Source organism: Pigmentiphaga kullae (assembly GCF_004216695.1).
Classification (GTDB): Bacteria; Pseudomonadota; Gammaproteobacteria; order Burkholderiales; family Burkholderiaceae_B; genus Pigmentiphaga; species Pigmentiphaga kullae.
This window is the reverse complement of record NZ_SGXC01000003.1, coordinates 505,438-525,462: the sequence shown is the minus strand read 5'-3', so window position 1 is coordinate 525,462 and position 20,025 is coordinate 505,438. Positions and strand designations below refer to the sequence as shown.

General features: G+C 68.9%; 19 protein-coding genes. 12 read left to right on the top strand and 7 right to left on the bottom strand.

The genetic code is table 11. The features are described from left to right. Positions 1-3: 3 nt before the first annotated feature. Positions 4-1,407, top strand: coding sequence for an MmgE/PrpD family protein (locus EV675_RS25250; RefSeq protein WP_130361159.1), 1,404 nt, complete (start codon positions 4-6; stop codon positions 1,405-1,407). Between the two features lie 3 nt (positions 1,408-1,410). Next, positions 1,411-2,484 (top strand): mandelate racemase/muconate lactonizing enzyme family protein, encoded by a 1,074-nt coding sequence (locus EV675_RS25245; RefSeq protein WP_130361157.1) that lies wholly within the window; start codon positions 1,411-1,413, stop codon positions 2,482-2,484. Here the strand turns inward: EV675_RS25245 and fusA are convergent. Continuing rightward, on the bottom strand, positions 2,481-4,592 hold the full coding sequence (gene fusA / locus EV675_RS25240) for an elongation factor G (protein WP_130361155.1): 2,112 nt from the start codon (positions 4,590-4,592) through the stop codon (positions 2,481-2,483). The genes EV675_RS25245 and fusA overlap by 4 nt on opposite strands. A gap of 219 nt (positions 4,593-4,811) precedes the next feature. On the opposite strand from fusA, the gene prpF reads away from it, so the two are divergent. The 4 genes from prpF to EV675_RS25220 all read left to right on the top strand — a co-directional run bounded on the left by prpF (position 4,812) and on the right by EV675_RS25220 (position 9,058). After that, positions 4,812-5,978 (top strand): 2-methylaconitate cis-trans isomerase PrpF, encoded by a 1,167-nt coding sequence (prpF, locus tag EV675_RS25235; RefSeq protein WP_130361153.1) that lies wholly within the window; start codon positions 4,812-4,814, stop codon positions 5,976-5,978. A gap of 91 nt (positions 5,979-6,069) precedes the next feature. Further along, a complete protein-coding gene (locus EV675_RS25230; RefSeq protein WP_130361151.1) occupies positions 6,070-7,023 on the top strand; it encodes a Bug family tripartite tricarboxylate transporter substrate binding protein in 954 nt (317 codons plus the stop codon). Between the two features lie 61 nt (positions 7,024-7,084). Next, entirely contained in the window at positions 7,085-7,567 is a 483-nt protein-coding gene (locus EV675_RS25225; protein ID WP_130361149.1) for a tripartite tricarboxylate transporter TctB family protein, read from the top strand. A 3-nt stretch (positions 7,568-7,570) separates the two neighbouring features. Then, on the top strand, positions 7,571-9,058 hold the full coding sequence (locus tag EV675_RS25220) for a tripartite tricarboxylate transporter permease (protein ID WP_130361147.1): 1,488 nt from the start codon (positions 7,571-7,573) through the stop codon (positions 9,056-9,058). 45 nt (positions 9,059-9,103) lie between these two features. On the opposite strand, the gene EV675_RS25215 is transcribed toward EV675_RS25220, so the two are convergent. Then, positions 9,104-9,841 (bottom strand): DUF2238 domain-containing protein, encoded by a 738-nt coding sequence (locus EV675_RS25215; RefSeq protein ID WP_165404769.1) that lies wholly within the window; start codon positions 9,839-9,841, stop codon positions 9,104-9,106. Positions 9,842-10,003: 162 nt separating this feature from the next. Here EV675_RS25215 and EV675_RS25210 point away from each other — a divergent pair, with 162 nt between their 5' ends. The 3 genes from EV675_RS25210 (at position 10,004) to EV675_RS25200 (ending at position 12,902) form a co-directional block, all read left to right on the top strand. Further along, complete coding sequence (locus EV675_RS25210) at positions 10,004-10,747, top strand: SRPBCC family protein (protein WP_165404768.1); 744 nt, start codon at positions 10,004-10,006, stop codon at positions 10,745-10,747. 234 nt (positions 10,748-10,981) lie between these two features. After that, a complete protein-coding gene (locus EV675_RS25205; RefSeq protein WP_242621593.1) occupies positions 10,982-11,989 on the top strand; it encodes a Bug family tripartite tricarboxylate transporter substrate binding protein in 1,008 nt (335 codons plus the stop codon). Between the two features lie 49 nt (positions 11,990-12,038). After that, positions 12,039-12,902: an alpha/beta hydrolase gene (locus tag EV675_RS25200; protein WP_130361143.1), complete on the top strand. Its 864-nt coding sequence runs from the start codon at positions 12,039-12,041 to the stop codon at positions 12,900-12,902. Position 12,903: 1 nt separating this feature from the next. On the opposite strand, the gene EV675_RS25195 is transcribed toward EV675_RS25200, so the two are convergent. From EV675_RS25195 to EV675_RS25185, 3 genes are read right to left on the bottom strand one after another with little or no spacing between them, the layout of a single operon-like run. Continuing rightward, on the bottom strand, positions 12,904-13,164 hold the full coding sequence (locus tag EV675_RS25195) for a hypothetical protein (protein WP_130361141.1): 261 nt from the start codon (positions 13,162-13,164) through the stop codon (positions 12,904-12,906). Then, positions 13,161-13,688 carry a chromate transporter gene (locus tag EV675_RS25190; protein ID WP_130361139.1) on the bottom strand — a complete coding sequence of 176 codons (528 nt, stop codon included), beginning with the start codon at positions 13,686-13,688 and terminating at the stop codon, positions 13,161-13,163. Before EV675_RS25190 ends, EV675_RS25195 begins: the two co-directional genes overlap by 4 nt. Continuing rightward, complete coding sequence (locus EV675_RS25185; RefSeq protein WP_130361137.1) at positions 13,685-14,275, bottom strand: chromate transporter; 591 nt, start codon at positions 14,273-14,275, stop codon at positions 13,685-13,687. The genes EV675_RS25190 and EV675_RS25185 overlap by 4 nt, the downstream gene beginning before the upstream one ends. Before the next feature lie 144 nt (positions 14,276-14,419). Between EV675_RS25185 and bla the strand changes: the two genes are divergently transcribed. The 3 genes from bla to EV675_RS25170 all read left to right on the top strand — a co-directional run bounded on the left by bla (position 14,420) and on the right by EV675_RS25170 (position 17,494). Beyond that, positions 14,420-15,334: a class A beta-lactamase gene (gene bla, locus EV675_RS25180; RefSeq protein ID WP_242621592.1), complete on the top strand. Its 915-nt coding sequence runs from the start codon at positions 14,420-14,422 to the stop codon at positions 15,332-15,334. A gap of 81 nt (positions 15,335-15,415) precedes the next feature. Further along, a complete protein-coding gene (locus EV675_RS25175; protein WP_130361135.1) occupies positions 15,416-16,384 on the top strand; it encodes a Bug family tripartite tricarboxylate transporter substrate binding protein in 969 nt (322 codons plus the stop codon). A 24-nt stretch (positions 16,385-16,408) separates the two neighbouring features. Then, positions 16,409-17,494 (top strand): ABC transporter substrate-binding protein, encoded by a 1,086-nt coding sequence (locus EV675_RS25170; protein WP_087840827.1) that lies wholly within the window; start codon positions 16,409-16,411, stop codon positions 17,492-17,494. Between the two features lie 8 nt (positions 17,495-17,502). Here EV675_RS25170 and EV675_RS25165 read toward each other — a convergent pair whose 3' ends face one another. After that, positions 17,503-18,483 carry a ketopantoate reductase family protein gene (locus tag EV675_RS25165; RefSeq protein ID WP_087840828.1) on the bottom strand — a complete coding sequence of 327 codons (981 nt, stop codon included), beginning with the start codon at positions 18,481-18,483 and terminating at the stop codon, positions 17,503-17,505. Between the two features lie 22 nt (positions 18,484-18,505). Next, positions 18,506-20,023, bottom strand: a complete 1,518-nt coding sequence (locus EV675_RS25160; protein WP_130361133.1) for a tripartite tricarboxylate transporter permease — start codon at positions 20,021-20,023, stop codon at positions 18,506-18,508. Positions 20,024-20,025: the final 2 nt, after the last annotated feature.

Genomic DNA, 20,025 nt, shown 5'->3' with positions numbered 1-20,025 from the left:
GCCATGCATGGAATGAGCGAACGGCTCGCGGACTGGGCCACGAACCTGTCATGGACCGACATTCCCCGCGACGTCAAGGATCTCGCCCGGCTGCAGATCCTCGATGCGGTCGGCGTCATGCTCGCGGCCAGGCCGCTCGAACCCGTCCATGCCGCGGTCCGCGCCATGGCGCGGACCGACGCCGGCTCGCAGGCCAGGAGCCTGGGCTTCGATCAATCGCTGTCGCTCTCGGGCGCCGCGTTCGTCAACGGCGTCATGTCTTCGCTGCTGGAATTCGACGATACGCACATCGAGTCTTTCGTCCATCCCACCGTGGCGCCCTTCTCGATCGCCCTTCCCTACTGCCAGTCGTCGCACCTGTCCGGGGCCCGCCTGATGCAGGCGGTGATCATCGGCAGCGAGCTCAGTTGCCGGCTCGGCCTGGTGTCCCCCATGCGCCTTCATGGCGTGGGTATACATCCGACCGCGATCATGGGGGCATTCGGCGCCGTCTACGCGCTCGCTTGGCTGGAACATCTCGATTGCCGGCAGCTCGTCGATGCCATCGGCCATTGCGCCAGCATGTGCGGCGGCCTGATGGCGTCATGGGAAGACGGCGCATCGACCAAGACGCTCCACGTCGGGATGGCGGCGAGCCAGGCCGTGCGCGCGGTCGCGCTGGGCCGGGAGGGGATCAGCGGTCCGCGCCTGGTGTTCGAAGGACGCTTCGGCTGGTTCCAGACGCACGTCCAGAAAGCCGAGCCGTCGGCCTTCCGCTACGTCCAGGCGACAGACGAGCTCGGCGGCCGGTGGGAGCTGCTCAACGTGGCCTCCAAGCCCTACCCCAGCGCGTTCACCATTCATCCCTATGTCGACGCGGTACTCGCCCTGAAGGCGGCGCATGCGATAGCGCCCGCCGACATTGCCGAGATCCGCTGCCGGATCGCTCCCAGCTCCGTGGCGACGCTTTGCGAACCGGCGGCCGAGAAGCTGCGGCCGTTGACCTCCTGGCATGGCCGCATCAGCTTGCAGCACTCGCTGGCCGAGGCCCTGGTGCGCGGCGGCATGGACAAGCACGCCTATAGTCCCGAGGCGCTAGCGGACCCGGTCATCAACGCCCTGGCCGACAAGGTGGCGTACGAAGCCCATGCCTCCCAAAGCGCCGACCCGAAGAAGGCCGGCGCCCACGTCCGCATCCGGCTGAACGACGGCTCCTGTCTCGAGCACGTCATCGAGAGTGTGCGCGGCACGCGCGCCAACCCCATCTCGCAAGAAGACTACATCCGGAAATTCCGCTCGAATGCCGACGGGGTCATCGCCCCCGGCAGAATCGACGAGGCCATCGACCGCCTGATGCGGCTGGATGCGATCGATGACGTCGCCGCGGTGTTCGACGCCCTCGCGACGCCAACCGTACATTCCGAGTAAGCCATGCACGTCGTCCACGTATCCGTCATACCCTGCCCCCAGCGCATGCGCGACGCCTCCTGGAAGTTCGCCCGGGCTTCGGTGCCGTCGATAGAGGGTTATCTGCTGGCACTGACCGACGACGCCGGCACGACCGGACTGGGCTATGCCCATGCCATTCCTGCCATCACCACCCACGGCGAAGGCGTGCGGACCGCGCTCGAACTGCTGGCGCCCGTGGTAACGGGTAGGCGGCTGGACGAGATCGCGGCGATCATGAGCGACGTCGATCGCAAACTGGCATTCCAGTACAGCGCCAAGGCCGCCATCGACATGGCGCTGCACGACCTGCTGGCCAGGCGCCTGGGAGTGCCGATCAGCGCCCTGCTCGGCGGACAGGTCCGTGCCGAGCTGCCGCTGTCCCGCATTCTTTCCATCAAACCGCCTTCGGAGATGGCGGCCAACGCCGCCGCACTGGCGGCGGGCGGATACCGGCAACTCAAGCTCAAGCTGTCCGGCGAGACCGAACTCGACATCGCTCGCGTCGCCGCCGTCCGTGGAGCAGTCGGGCCCGAGGTCGTACTGACGCTGGATCCCAACCAGTCATACCACGCCAAGCAGATGATGGCCGCGTTCGCGCGCATGGAGCGGTACGACATCGCGCTGATCGAACAGCCTGTTCCGGCCCATGACTGGGCGGGCCTCTCGCTGCTCGCGCGCAGCCTGCCCACGGCCATCGAAGCCGACGAAAGCGCCGTCACCGTCCAGGACATCCACAGGCTCGTCGCCGACCGGGTCGTCGACGCGGTCAACCTCAAGGTCACCAAACTGGGCGGCTTTCGCCACTTCATGGAAGCGGTCCACATCTGCGAAGCCGGCGGCGTGATATGCCGCGTGGGCGCCGCGTTCGGCCCGGCGCTCATGCAGGCCATGAACGCCCAGGCCGCCAGCACGATCGCCGCCCTGCCCTACGCCTGCGAACTGTCCGAACACGAACAATTGCTGGACGACCCCTGCACGGGCCTGAGCGTCGCAAACGGCATCCTGACGCTTCCCGGCACGCCGGGCTGCGGCGTGGGGCTCGCCGCCCGGCCCTAGCCTCCCTGCTTGCGGGCGCCGATCACCGCCTCGGCCACCTGGCGCGGCACCTCGGCGTAGTGCTTGAACTCCATGGTGTACGTGGCGCGCCCCTGCGTGAGCGAACGCAGCGTGGTGGAGTAGCCGAACATCTCGGCCAGCGGCACCTCGGCGCGCACCAGCTTGCCGCCACCGCCGGCGATGTCCTCCATGCCCTGCACCATGCCCCGCCGCGACGACAGGTCGCCCATCACGTTGCCCATGAAGTCCTCGGGCGTCTCGACCTCGACGCTCATCATGGGTTCGAGCAGCACCGGATTCGCACGCCTCATGGCTTCCTTGAAGGCCATCGAGCCGGCCATGCGGAACGCGTTCTCGTTCGAGTCCACGTCGTGGTACGAACCGAAGGTCAGCGTGACTTTCACGTCCACCACCGGATAGCCCGCCAGCACGCCCGAGCCCAGCGTGTCCTGGATGCCCTTGTCGACCGCGGGGATGAACTCGCGCGGCACCACGCCGCCCTTGATGGCGTCGACGAACGCATAGCCCGAACCGGCCGGCTGCGGCTCCAGCGAGATCACCACGTGGCCGTACTGGCCCCGTCCGCCGGACTGCTTGATGAACTTGCCCTCGACGTCGCGCACCGCCGAGCGCACCGTTTCCCGGTAGGCGACCTGCGGCTTGCCCACCGTGGCCTCGACGCCGAACTCGCGCTTCATGCGGTCGACCAGGATCTCCAGGTGCAGCTCGCCCATGCCGGAGATGATGGTCTGGCCCGACTCCTCGTCGGTGCGCACGCGGAAGGACGGGTCCTCCTGCGCCAGGCGGTTCAGCGCCATGCCCATCTTTTCCTGGTCGACCTGGGTCTTGGGCTCGACCGCCTGCGAGATGACCGGCTCGGGGAACACCATCCGTTCCAGGATGATGGGATGATCCGGCTCGCACAGCGTGTCGCCGGTGGTGGCTTCCTTCAGCCCCACGGCGGCCGCGATGTCGCCCGCGTAGACCTCCTTGATCTCGCGGCGCTCGTTGGCGTGCATCTGCACGATGCGGCCCAGCCGCTCGCGCTTGCCCTTGAGCGGATTGAATACCGTGTCGCCCGAGCGCACGATGCCCGAATACACCCGGAAGAAGATCAGCTGGCCGACGAAGGGGTCGGTCATGATCTTGAAGGCCAGCGCCGAGAACGGCTCGTCGTCCGAGGGATGGCGCTCGATCTCGCCGTCGTGCAGGTCCACGCCCTTGATGGCGGGCACGTCCACCGGCGACGGCAGGTAGTCGATGACGGCATCGAGCATGGCCTGCACGCCCTTGTTCTTGAACGCGCTGCCGCACAGCATGGGCACGATTTCGCCCGCCACGGTGCGCTTGCGCAGCCCGCGCCGGATCTCGTCCTCGGTCAGCGTGTCGCCGTTCAGGTACTTGTCCATCAGCTCGTCGTCGGCCTCGGCCGCCTCGGCCACCATCTTGTCGTGCCACTCGACGGCCGTGGCCTGCAGCCCGGCCGGGATGTCCCGGTACTCGAAGCGCACGCCCTGGCTGGCCTCGTCCCAGATGATGGCCTTCATCTTGACCAGATCGACCACGCCCTCGAAATGGTCTTCGGCGCCCACCGGGATCTGGATGGGGACGGCCCGCCCCTTCAGGCGGTCGACGATCTGCCGCTGCACGCGGAAGAAGTCCGCGCCGACACGGTCCATCTTGTTGACGAAGGCCATGCGCGGCACATGGTATTTGTTGGCCTGGCGCCAGACGGTCTCGGACTGCGGCTGCACGCCGCCGACCGAGTCGTAGACCATGACGGCGCCGTCCAGCACCCGCATGGAGCGCTCGACCTCAATGGTGAAGTCCACGTGCCCCGGGGTGTCGATGATGTTGATCCGATGCTCGGGGTAGTTGCCGGCCATCCCCTTCCAGAACGCCGTGGTGGCGGCGGAGGTGATGGTGATGCCGCGCTCCTGTTCCTGCTCCATCCAGTCCATGGTGGCATTGCCGTCATGGACTTCCCCGATCTTGTGATTGACCCCGGTGTAGAACAGGATGCGCTCGGTCGTCGTGGTCTTGCCGGCGTCGATATGCGCGCTGATGCCGATGTTCCGGTAGCGCTCGATGGGGGTCTTGCGGGTCATGGCTATCTCGTCGAAAGGTTGATGGAACGAAACGCGAGCCGCGCCGGTTCCGGGTAGGAAACGGCGAAGGAGCTAGTTTGCACCGATTCCGGCCGGGCCGGGAAGGACTGCGCGCCACATCCCTGCCGGCAGCCCGGGCATTCCCGCGCGCCTCGTAGTAACCTCGCAGATATGGGCGCGTTTCCTGAAAACAATCCGAAACCGGCAATTCGATCCGCCATGACCGCCACCGACAGACAGCGTGCCATTCCCGCCCTCTACATGCGCGGGGGCACCAGCAAGGGCGTGTTCTTCCTGCCTGCCGACCTTCCCTCCGACCCCGCCGCCCGCGACCGCGTCCTGATGCGCGTGGTCGGCAGCCCCGATCCCTACGAGAAGCAGATCGACGGCATGGGCGGCGCCACCTCCAGCACCAGCAAGGTGGTCATCGTGGGCTCCGCCACCCGCCCCGACTGCGACGTCGACTACTGGTTCGGCCAGGTCGCCATCGGCCAGCCGGTCATCGACTGGAGCGGCAACTGCGGCAACCTCAGCGCCGCCGTCGGCCCCTTCGCCATCCACCGCGGACTGGTGCGGCCCGATGGCGACGGCATCGCCGTGGTCCGCATCTGGCAGGCCAACCTGGGCAAGCGCATCATCGCCCACGTGCCGGTGCGGGGCGGCCAGGTCCAGGAGCTGGGCGACTTCGAACTGGATGGCGTGACCTTTCCGGCGGCCGAAGTGCGGCTGGAATTCCTGGACCCCGGCGGCGGCGACGGCCCCGAAGGCGCGATGTTCCCCACCGGCCACGCGGCCGACGTGTTGACCATTCCGGCAGTGGGGGAAATCCGGGCGACGCTGGTCAATGCCGGCAATCCCACCGTTTTCGTGGCCGCCTCGTCCCTTGGGCTGGCTGGCACCGAACTGCAGCCCGACATCAACGGCAACGCCGGACTGCTGGCGCGGGTCGAGGCCATCCGCGCCCATGCCGCCGTGGCCATGGGGCTGGCGCCCGATGCCGCCCATGCCACCACGCACCGCCAGCACACGCCCAAGCTTGCCTTCGCCGCCCCCGCCGCTGCCTATACGGCCTCCAGCGGCCGCGCCATCGGCGCCGGCGACATCGACCTGAACGTGCGCATTTTCTCCATGGGCAAGCTGCACCACGCCATGACGGGCACCGGCGCGGTGGCGATCGCGGCCACCGCCGCCGTGCCCGGCACGGTGCTGGCCGACGTGCTGGGCGGCCCCCGCGGCGAACTGCGCTTCGGCCACCCGTCGGGCACGTTGAAAGTGGGCGCCCAGGCACGCAGCCAGGACGGACGCTGGAGCGTCGCGCGGGTGGCCATGAGCCGCACGGCCCGCAGGCTCATGGACGGCGTGGTGCTGGTGCCGCCGTGGGAATGACTTCCCGCCCGCGCGGGTTTGGGCGGATACTGTATTCGTCGCGGAGCGGCCCCTTGCCGTTCCCGTATTCCACCGCAGCAAGGAGACATGCATGAAGTTCGTCAAGAAAACGGTTGCAGCCCTCGCCATCGCCGTCGTGCCGCTGGCCGGCATCGCGGCCCCCGCCAAGGTCATGGCCCCCGGCGGCCCGGGCGGCGGCTATGACGGCGCCGCGCGCGTGCCGTTGCAGGTCATGCAGCAGACCGGCATCTTCACCGACGGTTTCCAGGTCACCAACAAGGGCGGCGCGGGCGGCACCATCGGCCTGGCCGAGTTCGTGCGCACCGGCAAGGGCGACGACAACGCCATCATGTCCATGGGCGCGATCCTGGTCGGCGCCATCATCACCAACAAGTCCCCCATCACGCTGGACCAGACCGTGCCGCTGGTGCGGCTGACCGACGACGCCGGCGCGATCGTGGTGGCGCCCAACTCGCCCATCAAGACCATCGCCGACGCGGTCCAGGCGATGAAAGCCAACCCCGGCGGCACCGCCGTGGCCGGCGGTTCGATAGGCGGCACCGACCACGTCACCGCCGCCCTGCTCGCCAAGGCGGCCAAGTTCGACCCGACCAAGGTCAACTACCTGCCCTACACCAGCGGCGCCGAAGTCGTCACCTCGCTGGCCAGCGGGCAGGCCAAGATCGGCATCTCGGGCCTGTCCGAGCTGAAGACCTTCGCCGACCAGGGCCGCATCCGCATCATCGCCGTCTCCTCCGAAAAACGCCTGCCCGGCATCGACGCGCCCACGCTCAAGGAAAGCGGCTACGACGTCGTCATCGGCAACTGGCGCGGCATCATCGGCGCGCCCGGCATGAGCAAGGCCGGCCGCGACATGTGGCTGCAGCGCTATGCCAAGCTGCACGCCTCGGCCGAGTGGAAGAAGGCGCTGGCCGATCGCGGCTGGGACGACGCCTATCTGGCCGGCGACGACTTCGCCGCCTTCCTGACCAAGGAAAAGGCGCGCCAGGCCGAGGTGCTCAAGGACGTCGGACTGGTCAAGTAAGGTCCAAGCCCACACGAGAAGGCACCGGGCGCCGCCGCCGGCGCCCATCGGAGACGACACGATGACAACCCCGCAAAGGCGCCCGTGGTGGCTGGGCCTGGCCGTCATGATCATAGGCGCGGTCTGGCTCTATGAAGGCGGCACCCTGCCCCAGATCGGCGGCTATGCCGCGCTGGGCCCGGGCTTCTTCGTCAGCGCCATCGGCGCGGCGCTGATCGTCCTGGGCATCCTGCTGCTGGTGCAGATCGCCCGCGGCGAGACCTTCTCGCCCCAGGAAGTGGAGAACGCCGAGGCCGATACCGGCGCTTCGCGCCCGGCCCTGCTCTGGGCCGCCGCCGGCGCCGCGCTACCCCTGCTGACCATGCAGCCGCTCGGCTTTCCCCTGACCGCCATGGGGTCCTTCGCCCTGGTCACCCGCGCCTTCGGCTCGCGGCGCGTGGTGTTCGACTGCGCCATCGGCCTCGCGCTGGGCGTGATCTGCTGGCTCGGCTTCTCCCGACTGGGCGTCAGCCTGGGCGAGGCCTTTCCTCCGGCGGGGTGGTGATCCATGGATACCTTCAACGCCCTGCTGTCCGGATTCGGCGTCGCGCTGCAGCCCATGAACCTGTTCTGGGCCTTCCTCGGCTCGGTGCTGGGAACCGCCATCGGCGTGCTGCCCGGCATCGGCCCGGCGCTGACCATCGCGCTGCTGCTGCCGGTCACCGTGCAGATCGCCCCCACCGCCGCCTTCATCATGTTCGCCGGCGTGCTGTACGGCGCCATGTACGGCGGCTCGACCACCTCCATCCTGCTCAACGCGCCGGGCGAAAGCGGCTCCATGATGACCGCGCTCGAAGGCAACAAGATGGCCCGCTCCGGCCGCGGCGCCGCCGCGCTGGCCACCGCCGCCATCGGCTCTTTCGTGGCCGGCACCATCGCCACGCTGGCCCTGAGCTTCGTGGCGCCGGCCATCGCCGAGCTGGCCTTCGTGTTCGGCCCGGCCGACTACTTCGCCCTCATGGTGCTGTCCTTCACCTCCGTCTCGGTGGTGCTGGGCACCTCGCGCGTGCGCGGCTTCATCGCGCTGTTCCTGGGCCTGGCCATGGGCGTGGTGGGCATCGACGGCCAGACCGGGCAGGCCCGCCTGGCCTTCGGCTCGGCCGACCTGCTCGACGGCATCGAACTGACGGTGGTGCTCGTGTCGCTGTTCGCGGTGGGCGAGATCCTGTATGTCGCCAGCCGCTACAGCAAGGCCCCGCCGCGCATCAACCCGCTGTCGGGCGGCACCTGGATGACGCGCCAGGACTGGAAGCGATCCTGGAAGCCCTGGGTGCGCGGCACCGCGCTGGGTTTCCCCATCGGCGCGCTGCCCACCGGCGGCACCGAGATCCCCACCTTCCTGTCCTATACGATCGAACGCAAGCTCTGCAAGCACCCCGAGGAATTCGGCAAGGGCGCGATCGAGGGCGTGGCCGGCCCCGAAGCCGCCAACAACGCCGCCGCGGCCGGCGTGCTGGTACCCCTGCTGACCCTGGGCCTGCCGACCTCGGCCACGGCGGCGGTGTTGCTGGCCGCCTTCCAGAGCTACGGCCTGCAGCCCGGCCCCTTCCTCTTCACCAACAGCGGCGACCTGGTCTGGGGCCTGATCGCCTCGCTCTACATCGGCAACCTGATGCTGCTGGTGCTGAACCTGCCGCTGGTGGGCCTGTGGGTGCGCCTGCTGCTGATTCCCCGGCCCTACCTGTACGCCGGCATCCTGATCTTCGCAATGGTGGGCATCTGGGGCGTGGCCACGTCCTGGTCCGACCTGGCGCTGATGTTCGGCATCGGGCTGATGGGCTACGTCATGCGGGTGTACGACTTCCCCATCGCGCCGGTGCTGATCGGACTGATCCTCGGGCCCATGGCGGAAACCCAGCTGCGGCGCGCCCTGGCCGTGGGCGAGGGCAATCCGCTGATCCTGGTATCGACGCCCACCTCGGCCACGCTGCTCGCCCTGGCCGCGGCCGCGCTGGTGCTGCCCCTGCTGCTGCGCAGGCTCAAGCGCGAAGCCTGAACCGGCTCCACCGCCGCGGGCTCCGGCCCGCGGCGCCGGCCGCCGCTAGTCCTGCGCCTGCCGCACCATGCGGGCGATTTCCTCCTCGCCATAGGGACGCGGGTCCTTGACCCGCAGGCTGTCCGACCACTCCCGCGAAAAATCCCGCTGCAGCCAGCGATTCACGGCGGCCGTGGCGATCATCGCCACCACGGCCCCGCAGGCGGCCAGGGCCATGTCCTTGTGCGCGTCCCAGACATCGCCCTGGGTGCCCAGGTAGGCCACGCCCAGGTCGCCGCCGAAGACCTCGGCCGCCACCCACTCGAACAGCTCGAACATGGCGGAGGTCGCCAGGGTGAACTCCAGCGGCAGGAAATAGCCCCAGAATCCCCGGGCATCGGCCACCCGCAGGAAGACCTCGCGTATCGGATAGGCCAGCAGCAGCCCGTACGAGAAATGCACCACGCGGTCGAAATTGTTGCGCTCCCAGCCCCACAGGCTGTTGAAACTGCGGCCGGCCAGCACCTGCCACCATGCGTCGTAGGGCACTTTGGCGTAGGTATAGTGAGCGCCTATCGCGTGCAGGCACAGGAAGACGAAGATCAAGGTGTACGACAGGCGCGAAAACCGGAAATGCCGCCAGCTGGCGGCCAGCCCGACGCAGAATCCGATCACCAGCACGTTCTCCAGCGCCCAGTCCGAACGGTCGAGCGGGTCGATGGCCAGCGCCACCCAGACCACCGCGAACGCCAGCGCCAGCCACGCCACGTAGCGCCGGTAGCCCGTGCCCATGCCTGTCTCCATCGTGCCTCCTGCGGTCATGCGGAACAGCCAGTCTACGCCACCGGCACGCGTTCCCTTTTACCGACATGGCGCGGCAACTTTTACACGCCATCCGGCATTTCCGCCGGATGGCGCGACGGCACGCCGCTTGCTGCGCCTTCCGCCCCTGCCATGGAGAGCCGCATGGACGACCGGACGAGCCTGCCCCCCGCCCCATCCTTCTCCCCCGCTGCCGGCCGGGATCCGGAACGCAATCTGGGATCCGCCGAACGGCTGGGCTCAGCGGCCGGCGGATCGCTGCTTCTGCTCTGGGGCCTGCGCCGCGGAGGGCTGGCCGGCGACCTAGCCAGCGCCGTGGCCGCCGGCCTGCTATGGCGCGCCGCCACGGGCAATTGCCCCGTCAAGCGGGCAGTCTCGGCTTCGCCGCTGGAGCGGCGCATCGCCCATGAACAGGGCTGGCTGTCCGCCGCGGCGGCAACCCATGCCATCGTCATCGACCGGCCGCGCCAGGAAATCTACCGCTTCTGGCGAGACTTCTCGAACCTGCCGCGCTTCATGCGCCACATCGTATCCATCGACGTCATCAACGACCGCCGGTCGCGATGGACCGTGAAGGCGCCGCTGGGCAGGCTGGTCGAATGGATTGCCCACGTGGTCGAGGACGTGCCGGGCGAACGCATCGCCTGGGAAGCCGAGGCCACCGCCGACATTCCCAACCACGGCCGAGTCGAATTCCACGATGCGCCCGACGGAGCGGGCACAGTGGTGACTGCGACGATCGCCTACCAGCCGCCCCTGGGCCAAGCGGGCCGGCTCCTGGCGCGCCTGTCGCGCGAGAACCCCGCCCGGCAGATGGCCGAGGACCTGCGCGAGCTCAAGCGTTACCTGGAGGCGGGCGCGGCGGCGGTGCCCCCTTCCCCGGTCTGATCAGCGGACCGGAAACGGGTCCGCGCGTTTCATCGCCGTTTCACCCCTGGCATGTTGCGCACGCCCAACCTATCGCTTTCCCTGGAAGATACAAAGGCGGGATCCGCGCCGCGGACGGCTGCGGTATAACCTCGCCACGCATGCACGCGCATGCGCCGCCGGCCGGTCCCCCGGCTGGGCCACGAGCCCCGTCCCCGCCTGTCGGCCACTCTCCTTTCTACGCAGATGGTCATCATGATGTTCAAGCAACTCCAATCCGGCAGGCGCGCCACGCTCGCGCTGTCTGCCGCGCTGGCGACCGCCGGCGCGCTCTCCACGCCCTTTTCCGCGATGGCGGCCGACTATCCGGCCAAGCCCATCACCATCGTCGTCGCCTACGGCGCCGGCGGCGACACCGACGCCATGGCCCGCCTGTTCGGCGAAAAGCTGACGCAGCGCCTGGGCCAGCCCGTGATCGTCGAGAACCGCGCCGGCGCGAGCGGCATCATCGGCAGCAACTACGTCGCGCGCGCCAAGCCGGACGGCTACACGCTGCTGCTGGCTCCCAGCACCTTCTCGATGGCCACCCACGTGGTCAGGACCAATTCGGCCGACACCTACAACCCCGCCCGCGACTTCTCGCCCATCACCCAGACCGCCTCCCAGCCCCTGCTGCTGGTGGCCGGCCAGGCCTCGGGCTACACCTCGGTCGCCCAGGTCCTGAAGGACGCCAAGGCGGGCAAGGCCCTGACCTACGCCAGCCCCGGCTCGGGCTCGCCCATGCACATCCTGGGCGAACTCTTCAACCAGGCCGCCGGCGTCAAGATCACCCACGTCCCCTACAAGGGCGTGGCGCCCGCCGTCAACGACCTGCTGGGCGGACACGTGGCGCTGAGCTGGATGACCTACGGCCCGGTCGAGCCCTACCTTGCGTCGGGCAAGATCCACATCCTGGCCAACGGCGCGGCCGAACGCACCCCGCTCGCCCCGGACGCGCCGTCGATGGCCGAACTGGGATACAAGAACATCGACATCGCCGCCTGGCAGGGCCTGTACGCGCCCAAGGGCACGCCGGCCGAGGTCGTGCGCACGCTGAACGGGCACATGGCCGAAATCCTGAAAATGCCCGACGTGGTGGCCAAGATGCGCGTCTTCGGCGCCTTCGCCAAGGCCAGCACGCCCGAGGCCCTGGGCAAGCTGACCGCCGACGAATACGCGTTCTTCGGCAAGGTCGTCAAGGAATTCGGCATCCAGGCCGATTGACCGGCTTGCCCGCCCGATGCGGGAACCTCCGGCGGGTCCGGCGCTCGGAATGAGCATGTGGATCCGCCGCCTTGCCGCCCTCGCCTGCGTGCTCGCGCTTGCCAGCGCGGGCTATGTCGCGCTCGACCGCTGGCAGCGCGGCATGATCTTCTCGGTCGAACTGGGCGAACGCTCGTGGTGGCGCGACCCGCCGGCCGGCACCCAGGTCTATGACCTGCCCCTGCCCGGCGGCGACACCCTGCGCGCCTGGTACTGGCGGCATCCGGATCCCGGCGCCCCCACGGTGCTGTATCTGCACGGCTCGCGCTGGAACCTGAACGGCAGCGCGTTCCGCATGGAGCATTGGGCGGGGCTGGGCTATTCGATGCTCGCCATCGACTATCGCGGCTTCGGTGCCTCGTCGCCCCGCCTGCCGTCCCAGGCGAGCGTCAGGCAGGACGCCCAGGCAGCCCTGCGCGAACTGGCCCGGCTCCAGCCCGATCCCGCCCGCCGTTTCGTCTACGGCCACAGCCTGGGCGGCGCCATCGCGATCGACCTGATGGCCCGCCTCGACCCGCCGATACCGGTGGCCGGCCTGATCGTCGAAGCGACCTTCACCAGTATCCGCGACATGATCGCCACCACGCGCTGGGCCGGCATTCCCGGCTTCGGCCTGCTGGTCACGCAGCCCTTCGATTCGCGCGACGCCATCGGCAAGCTGCGCACGCCGCTCCTGCTGCTGCACGGGACCGGGGACCGGGTCGTCCCGCCCGCCATGAGCGACGCGCTGCTGGCGGCGGCACGGCAATCGCCGCACAAGCGACTGGTCTGGCTGGAAGGCGCCTCGCACTCCGGTGCCAGCCGCAGCGGCGCCGCCTACGACGACGCCGTGCGCGGCTTCATCCGCTCGGTCCGGCGGGCTTATCCGGGCTGATTCATTCCAGCTCGACCGGGGCCTGGAACTGCCGTTCCAGGAACGCCACCGCCCCCGCCCGGGCTTGCTCCGCGGAAGCGAAGACTTCGCTGTCCCGCATCAGCGGAAAACCCAGCACCCGCACCTGGAACCGATAGCCGTCCTCGCCCGGCGAAGTATCGATCTCGAAATTGCGTTCATTGACCCAGCCTCTTGCCTGCAACGTCCAGTCTTCCACCTTCGACTCCTTGTTGGCGGCATCCGCCGCCTTCATCCATGTCAACCCAGCGCCACCAGGAACACCAGGGCACCTATTCCCAGCATCAGGAACGGACTGAGCCTCGTGTACATCAGCGTCAGCGTCGAGGCGGCCGCCACGCCCCAGGCCCAGGCGCCGCCCTCGGCGGCGCGCAGCACGGTGCACGAAGCAGCCAGAACCATGCCCGCCGCCACCGGCACCAGGCCCGCCTCGATCGCGCGTATGCACCGCGTGCCCTTGAACCGGGTCCACAGATGCGCCAGGGCGTACACCAGCAGCGAACTCGGAATGAAGATCGCGGCCGACGCCACCAGCGCGCCCGCCAGCCCCGCCGCCTGCCAGCCCACCAGCGTCACCAGCAGCGCGCCGGGACCGGGAATGATGCGCGACAGGGCATACAGGTCCATGAACTGCGGATTCGTCACCCAACCATAGACGTCCACCGACTGGCGGTGGATGTCGGCCACGATGCTCTGCCCGCCGCCCACCGTCAGGAAGGACAGCGGCGCGAAGACCAGGACCACTTCCAGCAGTTGCGCGAACCTCATGCCTGCCCGCCCGCGCGCAGGCGCAGATAGGCCAGCCCGATGGACAGCGGCGCCATCGCGCCGACCACCCACAGCAGGGGCAGCCTCAGGAGGAAGATCGCCACGAAGGTGACGACCATCACGGCCAGGGCGGGCACGCCCCGCGCGGCCCGGCGCGCCGCCCGCAGCCCCGTCTGCAGCGACAGCCCCACGGCCGCGGCCGCCACGCCGGCCAGCGCCAGGTGCACCGAGTCGGACTTCGCCATCGTCGCGAACGCGGCCACCACGACCAGCGCCAGCACCATGGCGGGCACCACCAGCCCCAGCGCGCCGGCCAGCGCGCCCACGCCGCCCCGCAGCCGGAAACCCACCCAGATCGCCAGGTTGACCACGTTGACGCCCGGAAAGGCCTGGGCCAGCGCGAGGCCGCTCAGGAACTCGGCCTCCGACAGCCAGTTCCGGCGCTGCACGAACTCCCGCAGCATCCAGCCGCTCAGCCCGCCGCCGAAGCTGGTCAAGCCGATCTTGGTGAAGGCAAGGAAGATCTGGAGCACGGAAGGAGGCGGGGAACCACTGTCGGCGGAAACGGGCGGCAAGGTCTGGGGCATGGCGGGCCTATCGCGGGAAGTACCGTCATATTACGAATCCGGGTTGTCGAATAGCTTAACGCCCCGGGCCGGCTCGCCGCCGGGGCTAGAATACGGCCCCGCGTGCCGCGCGGGCAGCCATTCCCTGCCTAGGAGGAAACGTCCTTGACCACACGCCGCTCGTTCCATGCCCTCGTCCTTTCCAGCCTCGCCTGCGGCGCACGCGGCGCCTGGGCCGGCCAGCCGGCGGGCACCCTGCCGGTCGCGGCGCGCAACGCCGCCCTGGACGAGCTGGCGCGCCTGGAGCGGCTGATCGACGGGCGGCTGGGCGTGTGCATCGTCGATACCGCCTCCGGCGAGGAACTGGGCCGCCGCGCCGACGAACGCTTCCAGATGCTCAGCACCTTCAAGCTGCTGGCCGCCGGATTCGTGCTGGCCCGGCATGACCGGGGCGAAGATTCGCTGGACCGGCGGATCCGCTACACCCGGCAGGACCTGGTCAATTGGTCGCCCGTGACCGGGAAACACGTGGGCGATCGCGGCATGACCCTGGCCGAACTCTGCCATGCCACCATGACCACCAGCGACAACACCGCCGCCAATCTCATCCTGCGCAGCTTCGGCGGCCCGGAGGCGCTGACGCGTTTCATCCGGGGCCTGGGCGACGGCGTCACGCGCTGCGACCGCTACGAACCCGAGCTGAACGTGCCCCATGCCACCGGCATGCTCGACACCACCACGCCCCACGCCATCACGCGCACGCTGGGCAGGTTGACGGTGGGCGAGGCCCTGTCGCCCGCGTCGCGCGAACGGCTGCAGGCATGGCTGGTCGGCAATACGACGGGCGACAAGCGGCTGCGCGCGGGCATACCGGCCGGCTGGCGCATCGGCGAGAAGACCGGCACCTACTCCAAGGTGGGCGCCAACGACATCGGGCTCGCCTGGCCGCCCGCACGGCCCGCGATCCTGATGTCGGTCTACGTCGCCAGCACGCGGGTATCGGACGAGGTCAAGGACCAGGTCATCGCCAAGGTGGCGGAACTGGCGGGGCGGCTCTACGGCCGGCCGGAAAACAGATAAGCTAACTCGAATTCATTGGTTCCCCGCCCAGGGGGTGCATGCCTATAGTGGCGCCCTTCCCACGCCACGCTTTTCTTCATCATGCATCTCCCGCGGCTCATCCCGCTGCTCGTCCCGTTCGCCGGCCTGATCGCGCCGGCAGCCGGACACGCGCAAACCTATCCCTCGAAACCCATACAGATCGTCGTCCCGGCGGCGCCGGGCGGTAGTCCCGACATTCTCGCGCGCCTGCTCGCGCCGTCCCTGGCCGCGCAACTGGGCCAGCCCATCACCATCGAGAACCGGCCCGGCGGCGCGGGCAACATCGCCTCGCAACACGTGGCGCGCGCCGCGCCGGACGGCTACACGCTGCTGTTGGCCACCGACATCATCTCGATCAACCAGTCGCTGTTCACCAAACTGCCGTTCGATGCGCGCACCAGTTTCGCGCCCATCGTCCACGCCATCTCTTCGCCCCAGGTCTTCGCGGTGAACCCGGCCGTACCCGCGCGTAGCGTGCAGGAATTCCTGAAACTGGCGAAGGCCGCGCCAGGCAAGTATTCGCTTGCCTCGCCCGCCATCGGCACCACCGGCCAGTTGGGCGTGCTGCTGCAAAGCCAGGCCGCCATCGAAGTCAAGCCGGTGGTCTACCGCAGCGCCCAGCCCGCGCTGACCGACGTGCTGGGCGCCCACGCCGACGGCATCATCGTCACCATCGCGCCCGCCCTGCCCTTCATCCGCGAAGGCCGGCTACGCGCGCTGGCCGTCTCCACCGCCAGGCGTTCGGCCGCCCTGCCCGACGTGCCCACCTTCGCCGAACAGGGCCTGCCCGATTTCGTCTTCGACTCGTGGCAGGGTTTCGTGGCGCCGGCAGGCACCAGCCCCGAGATCATCGACCGGCTCAACCGCGCCTTCAATGCCGTCCTGCGGGAACCAGAGATCCGCAGGCAATTGCAGGCCCAGGCCTTCGATCCGGCCGGCGGCTCTCCCGATGCGCTGCGCAAGGTGATCGACGACGGAATCGTCAACTGGGGCAAGGTCATCCGGGCTCACGACATCCGCGTCGAGTAACGCACCGCCGACAGGAGCAAGAACATGCCCAGCCCGGACATCTCCCGTATCGACCGCCTGTGGTACACCCGCTGCCCGGTGCCCAGCGCCTCGGGCATCGCCATCCACCACGGCTGGATCGATGCCGAATTCGCGCCGGACGGCATCGCCGTCTCGTCGCTGCGCGCCTCGCCCAGCCGGGCCGTGCGCGAATCGCATTTCAACCACCGCCAGGCCAACTCCTTCCGCCAGGGCGGCAACGCGCCACCCATCTGGTCGCGCTCGGAAGGCCAGGACGTCGTGGTCGTCGGCCTGACCTGGCTGCCCCAGTACCAGGCCATCCTGGCCCTGCCCGGCGCCGGCATCCGCGATGTCCGCGACCTGAAGGGCAAGCGCCTGGCGCTGCCGCGGCGGGTGAATGAAAAGATCGATTTCTGGCGCGCCTCGGCGCTGCAAGGCTATCTGCAGTCTCTGGCCGCGGCGGGCCTGGGCGCCGACGATGTCAGTTTCATCGATCTGCCGGTCGAGGCGCCGTACATAGGCGACCAGGCCGCCTCATCGTCCGGCCCGCTGTTCGACGCGCGCCAGACCGCCAGCCAGTCGCGGGCCGAGGCCTTGGCGCTGATCCGCGGCCAGGCCGATGCCCTGTACGTCTACGGCGCGCACGGTCCCGCCCTGCGCGAATTCCTCGGCGCCGACATCGTGGTCGACATCGGCCACCACGCCGACCGGCGGGTCGCCATCAACAACGGCACGCCCAACGTGCTGTCGGTCAGCGGCGAACTGGTACGCACCCGTCCTGACCTGGTGGCGCGCTACCTCGCCCAGGTCCTGCGCGCCGCGCAGTGGGCGCGCGAGCACCGCGCCGAAGCGGCCGGCATCATCGCGCGCGAAGTGTCCGTGGTCGAGGAGTGGGTGCCGGCGGCGTTCGACGCCAGCCTGTATGAAAACCTCGAACCCAGCCTGGCCCCGGACCTGATCGAGGCACTGTCGATCCGCAAGGATTTTCTCCATCGCCACGGATTCATCCGCCACGATTTTTCCGTGGACGACTGGATCGATCCGGCGCCGCTCGCCCAGGCACGCGAACTGCTGCGCCGGACCGAACCGCTGGCGGCCGCCGGGCGTTGAGGCCTTCGTCATCCGTGCGCGGCGGGTGACCGCGCGTGCGCGCGGTGCGCCAGCAGGGCCAGCATCACGTCCAGCATGGGCGTGTCCACGCCGGCCGACCGGGCCAGGTCCTGGACCGCGAATAGCTGGGCGTCCAACTCCAGCGGACGTCCGGCCAGCAGGTCCTGCAACATGGAGGGCGGATGCGGGTTCGATCCCGTGGCCGCCACCTGCCCCTCCAGGTCGAACGCCATGGCGACGCCATGGCGGGCCGCCACCGCGCACGCCTCCCGGGCCAGGCGGGCATACAGTTCGCGCGTGGCGGGATCCGCAAACAGGGCCGACGATGGCGAGTGGGTCAGGCTGGACAGCAGCGAACTGGGAACGTTGAGCAGGAGCTTGCCCCAGATCTCCCGGCCGATGTCCCCGGTGGCCGCCGCGCCCGGCAGCCCGCGCCGCATCAGCGCCACCACCTGCTCCAGCCGCGGCGACAGCGCGCCGCCGGGCTCGCCCACCACGAAACTGCTGGCGCGCGAATTGTTGCGCACCACGCCGGGCGCGACGACCTCGTTGGGCGAACGGATCACGCAGCCCAGCGTCCGCGCCAGGCCCAGTTCGCGCGCCAGCGTGCCGTCGGGATCGAGCCTGGACGCGGAGGGAGCACCGCCGCGCAGGTTCGCCAGGTACCACCACGGAATGCCGTTCACCGCGAAGACCACGGGCGTATCGGGTCCCAGCAGGGCCCGCATCGATGACGCGGCCGGCGGCAGACCGTGGGCCTTGAGCGTGGAGATGACCAGATCCTGCGGCCCCAGGTCGGCGGGACGGTCGCTGGCCGCCACGCGCACGGTGAACTCGCCGTCGTGGCCGATGAGCCTCAGGCCGTCGCGGCGTATGGCCGCCAGGTGCTCGCCGCGGGCGACGACCGACACGTCGACGCCCGCCCGGGCGAGATGAGCCGCCATGTATCCGCCCACCGCCCCGGCGCCGAAGATGCAAACCTTGTTCATGATGAAAAAGTATCCAGAGAATCTATGCCTCGGCCTCGACGAAGACCTGCCGCCGCCTGGCCTTGATGAACGACAGGCTCATCAGCGCAAGCGTGCCCGCGCAGATGGCCAGGAACGTCGCCGACAGCGGGCGCTGGACGAACACCGACCAGTCGCCGCCCGACAGCGTCAACGACCTGCGCAGGTATTCTTCCATGTCGCCGCCCAGGATGAAACCCAGCATGAGCGGCGCACCCTCGAACTGCAGCCTGCGCGCGGCATAGCCGAAGAAAATGAAGAAGGCCAGCAACAGGACCGCGAACGCGCTGTTCGAGATGCAATAGACGCCTATCGTGCAGAACAGCACGATGGCGGGAAACAGCCATTTGTACGGCACCGTCAGCAGCCGTATCCAGATGCCGATCAGCGGGTAGTTCAGGATCAGCAGCATGAAATTGCCGATCCACATCGACGCCACCAGCGCCCAGAACAGGTCGGCGTTGCGGGTGAGTATCTGCGGCCCGGCCTGGATGTCATGAATGGACAGGGCGGCGATCATCAGCGCCATGACGGGGCCAGACGGAATGCCCAGCGTCAGCATGGGAATGAAATTCGTCTGCGCCCCGGCGTTGTTGGCGGACTCCGGCCCCGCCAGCCCGCGCAGGTTGCCCTTGCCGAAATCGGGTTCGCCCGGCTTGGGGCCGAGTTTTTTCTCGACCGTGTAGGACGCGAAGGACGCCAGCACCGCGCCGCCGCCGGGCAGCACGCCGAACAGCGTGCCGATGGCCGATCCGCGGAAAATGGCGGGCATGGCGGCCTTCATGTCCTCCCGAGAGATCCTGAGCCGGGAAACCCGCTGCGGCGCGACATGCCGGGAGGGATCGGCATTGTGCAGGTTCCAGATGATTTCGCCGAAGCCGAACCAGGCCATCGCGACGATGGCGAACTCCAGTCCATCCTCGAGATCCAGCAAGCCGAACGTGAAGCGGGTCTCGCCCGAGGTGACGTCGCTGCCCACCATGCCGAACAGCAGGCCCAGCACCGTCATCGCCAGGGCCTTGAGCATGTCGCCCGAAGACAGCGCGATGGCGCCGATCAGGCCCAGGCACATGAGCGCAAAATATTCGGGCGCCCCGAAGTGGAAGGCCACTTTGGCCAGTTGCGGCGAGAAAGCCGCCAGGATCAACGTGCCCACGCAGCCGGCAAAGAACGATCCGACGGCCGCCAGCGCCAGCGCCGTTCCGGCCTTGCCCTGGCGCGTCATCTCGTAGCCGTCCAGCGTCGTGACCAGCGACGACGACTCGCCGGGAAGCTTGATCAGGATGGCGGTGGTCGAACCGCCGTACTGCGCGCCGTAGTAGATGCCCGCCATCATGATGAGTCCGGGAATCGGATCGAGCGCGTAGGTGGCCGGCAGCAGCATGGCGACGGTGGCCACGGGCCCCAGCCCCGGCAGCACGCCCACCAGCGTGCCCAGCAGGCACCCTACCAACGCGTACATCAGATTGGAGGCGGAAAGGGCCAGCGAAAAACCGGTGGCGATGTTGTGCAGCAGGTCCATGG

Bases quoted from the DNA above. Each gene is read 5' to 3' on its own strand.
- EV675_RS25230 (WP_130361151.1), top strand. From the start codon at position 6,070: ATGAAGTTCGTCAAGAAAACGGTTGCAGCCCTCGCCATCGCCGTCGTG.
- prpF (WP_130361153.1), top strand. From the start codon at position 4,812: ATGACCGCCACCGACAGACAGCGTGCCATTCCCGCCCTCTACATGCGC.
- EV675_RS25165 (WP_087840828.1), bottom strand. From the start codon at position 18,483: ATGAACAAGGTTTGCATCTTCGGCGCCGGGGCGGTGGGCGGATACATG.
- EV675_RS25220 (WP_130361147.1), top strand. From the start codon at position 7,571: ATGGATACCTTCAACGCCCTGCTGTCCGGATTCGGCGTCGCGCTGCAG.
- EV675_RS25225 (WP_130361149.1), top strand. From the start codon at position 7,085: ATGACAACCCCGCAAAGGCGCCCGTGGTGGCTGGGCCTGGCCGTCATG.
- EV675_RS25190 (WP_130361139.1), bottom strand. From the start codon at position 13,688: ATGAGGTTCGCGCAACTGCTGGAAGTGGTCCTGGTCTTCGCGCCGCTG.
- EV675_RS25245 (WP_130361157.1), top strand. From the start codon at position 1,411: ATGCACGTCGTCCACGTATCCGTCATACCCTGCCCCCAGCGCATGCGC.
- EV675_RS25185 (WP_130361137.1), bottom strand. From the start codon at position 14,275: ATGCCCCAGACCTTGCCGCCCGTTTCCGCCGACAGTGGTTCCCCGCCT.
- EV675_RS25170 (WP_087840827.1), top strand. From the start codon at position 16,409: ATGCCCAGCCCGGACATCTCCCGTATCGACCGCCTGTGGTACACCCGC.
- EV675_RS25175 (WP_130361135.1), top strand. From the start codon at position 15,416: ATGCATCTCCCGCGGCTCATCCCGCTGCTCGTCCCGTTCGCCGGCCTG.
- EV675_RS25250 (WP_130361159.1), top strand. From the start codon at position 4: ATGCATGGAATGAGCGAACGGCTCGCGGACTGGGCCACGAACCTGTCA.
- EV675_RS25160 (WP_130361133.1), bottom strand. From the start codon at position 20,023: ATGGACCTGCTGCACAACATCGCCACCGGTTTTTCGCTGGCCCTTTCC.
- EV675_RS25205 (WP_242621593.1), top strand. From the start codon at position 10,982: ATGATGTTCAAGCAACTCCAATCCGGCAGGCGCGCCACGCTCGCGCTG.
- EV675_RS25200 (WP_130361143.1), top strand. From the start codon at position 12,039: ATGAGCATGTGGATCCGCCGCCTTGCCGCCCTCGCCTGCGTGCTCGCG.
- fusA (WP_130361155.1), bottom strand. From the start codon at position 4,592: ATGACCCGCAAGACCCCCATCGAGCGCTACCGGAACATCGGCATCAGC.
- EV675_RS25215 (WP_165404769.1), bottom strand. From the start codon at position 9,841: ATGGAGACAGGCATGGGCACGGGCTACCGGCGCTACGTGGCGTGGCTG.
- EV675_RS25210 (WP_165404768.1), top strand. From the start codon at position 10,004: ATGGACGACCGGACGAGCCTGCCCCCCGCCCCATCCTTCTCCCCCGCT.